The 4528-nt window shown below is 24.5% G+C and carries 6 protein-coding genes; 1 reads left to right on the top strand and 5 read right to left on the bottom strand.

The annotated features are described in order from the left end of the window. Positions 1 to 131 precede the first annotated feature (131 nt). Positions 132 to 827, bottom strand: coding sequence for a hypothetical protein (locus tag HMPREF0202_RS07630; protein WP_023052414.1), 696 nt, complete (start codon positions 825 to 827; stop codon positions 132 to 134). Further along, a complete protein-coding gene (locus tag HMPREF0202_RS07625) occupies positions 827 to 2221 on the bottom strand; it encodes an AAA family ATPase (RefSeq protein ID WP_023052413.1) in 1395 nt (464 codons plus the stop codon). Before HMPREF0202_RS07625 ends, HMPREF0202_RS07630 begins: the two co-directional genes overlap by 1 nt. Positions 2222 to 2446: 225 nt before the next feature. Between HMPREF0202_RS07625 and HMPREF0202_RS15725 the strand changes: the two genes are divergently transcribed. Continuing rightward, positions 2447 to 2734 (top strand): transposase, encoded by a 288-nt coding sequence (locus HMPREF0202_RS15725; RefSeq protein WP_084537654.1) that lies wholly within the window; start codon positions 2447 to 2449, stop codon positions 2732 to 2734. A 234-nt stretch (positions 2735 to 2968) separates the two neighbouring features. Here the strand turns inward: HMPREF0202_RS15725 and HMPREF0202_RS07615 are convergent, their stop codons facing one another. Genes HMPREF0202_RS07615 through HMPREF0202_RS07610 form a run of 3 tightly spaced genes read right to left on the bottom strand, consistent with a single transcriptional unit; the run spans position 2969 to position 4483 of the window. After that, the gene (locus HMPREF0202_RS07615) at positions 2969 to 3580 is read right to left on the bottom strand and encodes a hypothetical protein (RefSeq protein WP_040406885.1); all 612 of its coding nucleotides are present in this window, start codon (positions 3578 to 3580) and stop codon (positions 2969 to 2971) included. Continuing rightward, a complete protein-coding gene (locus tag HMPREF0202_RS15115; protein ID WP_023052410.1) occupies positions 3577 to 3723 on the bottom strand; it encodes a hypothetical protein in 147 nt (48 codons plus the stop codon). Before HMPREF0202_RS15115 ends, HMPREF0202_RS07615 begins: the two co-directional genes overlap by 4 nt. Beyond that, complete coding sequence (locus HMPREF0202_RS07610) at positions 3698 to 4483, bottom strand: radical SAM protein (RefSeq protein ID WP_023052409.1); 786 nt, start codon at positions 4481 to 4483, stop codon at positions 3698 to 3700. The genes HMPREF0202_RS15115 and HMPREF0202_RS07610 overlap by 26 nt, the downstream gene beginning before the upstream one ends. Positions 4484 to 4528 lie beyond the last annotated feature (45 nt).

Raw genomic sequence — 4528 nt, 5'->3', positions numbered from 1 at the left:
AATATCCTTTTTATTATTAAAATTCATATAATTATATCAAAAATAAATTTTAATAATCTATTTAACTTCTCACAAGTTAAATAAAACTAAACAGGTACCTTTCCGGTACCTGTTTTTGTTATCTCAACTATTTATATTAAATTTTCCTCTTTTAAGAGAAGATGAATATTAGAAAATCTTTTTAACGAGTTATTATCTTTTTTTATAAATTCCCATGTCTCTAAATAACTACCTTTTACAGCAAACTCTTCACTTGTAATAAAATCTTTGAACTCATCTAAATTATCTTCATACTGATCATTAAACTTTTCTGCAAGAGTTCTTTTTTGGTTATCTGGAACATCAATTAAATTATGAAGAACATGCTCTTGATTACATGAAAAATAATAAAGAGAATAGTCTAAAGAAACATTAATCTTATTAAGACAAGATAGAACATTTAAATTTTTAGCCTTTCTTTCATTACGTTCTACTACTTTTTCTATACTTGGAGCTAATATATGAGTTTCAGTATATTTAAATTCCTGTATTTCAGATGATTCCTTTATTGCGTCTTCATTAATATATGCACCATCCATATCTACTATATGTATAACTTTTAAAATATCCTCTCTATCTAAAGAAAATCTAGACATCTCCGATTTTATAAGTTCTGCAACTTTTGCCTTTATATTATTGCTGCTACTATTCCTATCACTTGTTATATCGCTTCTAACAACTTTAAATCTGACCTCTTTACTTCTGTATAAATTTCTTAAACTACCTTCTAAAGCCATTTCATCACTAATACCCTCTACTATTACTATTACAACTTTTTTTCTAGCCATTACTTACCACTTCCAGCTTTTTTAAAAGCTTTTTTTATTTCATAGCTATCAGTTTCATTATATAACTCATCTTTTTTATTACTACTTCCAAGCATTACATTTTTCATATATACATTTCTGATGTTGTTTGTAACTTTTATATTTGAAAGTTTTGTATAATTATTTTCTTTATCAGTTGTTGTAAAAACTAAGTTATCTTTATTAAGTACTTCTAAAGGTCTTAAATTGTGAGAAGTAAAAATAAGCTGTCCTTTTCCATATTTAGAAACAATTTCCAATATTTCACCTAAAAGATATTCAAATATTCCAGCATCCAGCTCATCAACTACCAAACAATAATTGGAATTATTATAAACAACAGTAAACGAGCTTAGTATTGAAATTATTTTTTTAATTCCATCAGACTCATATCTTAATGGAATTTCTACATCTCCATTTTTAGAAAACAATTGAAATTTTACCATCTGTGATGATTTTTCATTAAACGATCTTGACAGTTCTTTAGTAGTAACTGTTAATCCAGGAATTATTTTACTTAAAACTATATTCATTTGTCCTAAAACATTTTGAATGAGATCGTACTCATCTACTAGAACTTCATTAGGTTGATTTAAATATAGTCCTATCTTTCCATGAGATACTTTGTCATTATTGCTATGTCTAAAACTTAATGGAATTAAAAAGTTTGCATTAATAACTCCTGAATCTCTATTTTCTACAACAGTTAAATTCATAGCTCCATAATATCTCATTGCTTCTAAAACATCAGCCAATTCTTTAAAACTATCTTTTGGTAGTTTATCTAAAAAAACTTTTGAGAAAATCAAACTCCTTCTTTCACTTTGTAATCTATTTTCTAAAACTCTAAACTCTACTCTTGCATCTTCATCAGAAATAAGATAATCTTTTAAATTTTTAGGTGAAATTTCCTTTGTACTGAAAAAAGCTCCTAACACCTTGTATCTTTTACCTTTTTCTCTAGGTAAATCTAAAGAATAAATCTCTTCATCTATTACTCTAAAATCATGTTTTAATACATCACTATCGTCATCTTTTACAGTTGATTTTTCTAAAGTAACTTTATATTTTATTAAACTTAATTTATCTTTAATAAATGCGTAAAACTCATACTCTAAGTCTGCACTTACAGCATCTGCTGATATTAAGTTTATTGTATCTTTAGGTAACTTTTCTCCTGAAATCAAAATTTTTAATATATTTAAAGATTCAATTACTGCTGTCTTTCCAGATCCATTTTGTCCATAAATACCTATTATATCTGATTGCTTAACGTATCCACTTTCATCTATCGATTGAGGCAATTCTATAGATCCATTTTTTACGTTTTTTATATTTTTTATGCTTATAGATTTTAATCTAGTAACTGATTTCATATTACACTTCCTTTCTTAAAATTTAAATTTGGAATAAAATATTCTCTTTTCTATTTTAAGCTTTTTTTTAAAAAATTGCAAACTAAAAAATCATAGAAATTTAAAGAATAAAATTTCACTTTGTTATCATAAATACAAAACTGGCTTTTATGTTAATTCAGATAAAAAGATTAATAATATTTTTGAAATTGCTAAATACAATCAAAAACCTGATTCTTCAAAAAAATTTATTTAACTCTCCCTATAGAGCAATTCATAGGAAGGTTATTATCGTATATTCCTCCGGAAGATTTTAAAATGATTAGAAGATTCGGACTTTACTCAAGAAGACATAAAAAGAAAAAACCCAAGAAAATTAAGCTTTTTAAAGACAAAATTTCTTGGGCTGAACGTATTTTCAAAACTTTTAAGACGAATCCATTAATTTACCCTAAATGCAATTCTAATCTTGTTCTTTTAGAAATATTCCATATTAAATATGGGGTAATATTTCCTAAAACTGGTTCTTCTTAATACATTAACTCAAATAACTATTCACCCGCACTACACCTGCGGTATTTTGTGATATTCACAACTTTGAGTTTTAATTTTATTATACTATTTTTATTCCTTGAGTTCAAATTTTTCAATATTTTTTGTATAAATTTTTTTTACTTCTGTTTTTGAGCTGACTCTTTAGCTTCTAATACATCTTTAATTTTCATAAAACTATTAAACTAACTTAATTAAACTCATTAGGGAACGATTTTATATATTATTTTTATTTAAAACTTTAATTTTACATCCTTCTAATATTTCTATATTTGTACCTTCCACATAATTAGCTATTACATTTTTTAACTTTATATCTCTTCCTACAATTTTATCAATATATATATAGGAATCTTCAGAATTCATATGCTCTTTTAACTTATCGAAATTAATATATTCACTAATTTTTTTAAAAAAACTCTCTTTAAAAATGTTATCAATTCCATTTATTGCATTTCTTTTATCTTCTTCACTTGCACCCAAAATCGAAATAGAATCTCCTTTTATAGAATTAATATGTCCATTTCCACCTTTTATATTTATATTTTTTCCAAGAATAGATTCTAAATTAAACTCTCCAAATATATCAATATTTTCAGCAGATATATTTTTTCCAACGATAGATCCATGAAGTTGGAGTGTATTTCCTAACAGATTTCCTACCTCTGCTTTTCCAGAAAAAACAAATTTTTCAAAATTACAATCATCTAAAACAGTTAACTTACCTTTAATTTCAAGAGTATTGATATTTAATCCTTTTAAAAAAATTAGATTACCATTACCTTGAAAACTATTCATAATAATCTTTTCGGTATAAGTATTATTCAATTTTTGGCCTCCTTTTCAAGATTAATATTCCAGCCCAAAGTACAGTCAATACAAAATGACGAGCAATCAGCTGTGCATTCTAAAAATTCTGATAAATTTAATTCTTCTTCAAAAAAATCATTTCCCATTATTATAACTTCCATTTTTTACCTCCTTCTCTGATTTTAAAATCTGTTCCTGCAATATTTCTTTAAGCTTAAATTTATAAATTGAACAGTTTCTATCATTTTCTTTTAAATACAAATGAGGACACCCTCCTGAACAAATAGGCAAAATATTACAACTAGAACATTCACTTTGAAAAATATAATTTAAATCATATTTTTTATTTTCTAAAATTTTTAAATTGTTAATATTAATATTTCCTATTGAACTTTTTTTATTTCCAATATCACTCCAACATTTATAAATATCACCATTCCAATTTATAACGAAAGATTGTTCAGAGTATGCTCCACAAAATAGTATATTTTGTTTAGGATAAAGATTTGAATTTTTAAATCCATATTTCAAAAGTTTATTATTAAAATTCAAACGATAGTTAAAAAAATCTTTCTTTTTGATTATATTCGAACAATTTAAATCATTAAAGTTTTCAATATATCCTAAATCAATATTAAAGTTATTTAAATCGTTATCTTGCAATATTTTTAACAATCTTTCGCTACTTATGAAATTATTTGTATCTATATTTATTCTAATATTAACATTTAAATTTTCTTTTTTAGCAATTTTCAAATTTTCTAAAATAACATTAAAAGTATCTTGATTGCCATTTCTTAATTTCCTTCTAGCATTATGAACTTTAGGCTCTCCATCTAAAGTAATTTGAATATTGTTTATATTTAATTTTTTTAATGTTTCACAAAGTTTATTATTCAAAAGATATCCATTAGTAATCATGCCGAACAAAAACTGGTGTTAGAATAAGTTTGTAGACATAAAATA

Origin of the sequence: Cetobacterium somerae ATCC BAA-474, assembly GCF_000479045.1 — a bacterium.
Taxonomy (GTDB): domain Bacteria; phylum Fusobacteriota; class Fusobacteriia; order Fusobacteriales; family Fusobacteriaceae; genus Cetobacterium_A; species Cetobacterium_A somerae.
Note: the sequence above shows the minus strand (reverse complement) of the source record. Positions and strands in the feature narration are given on the sequence as shown.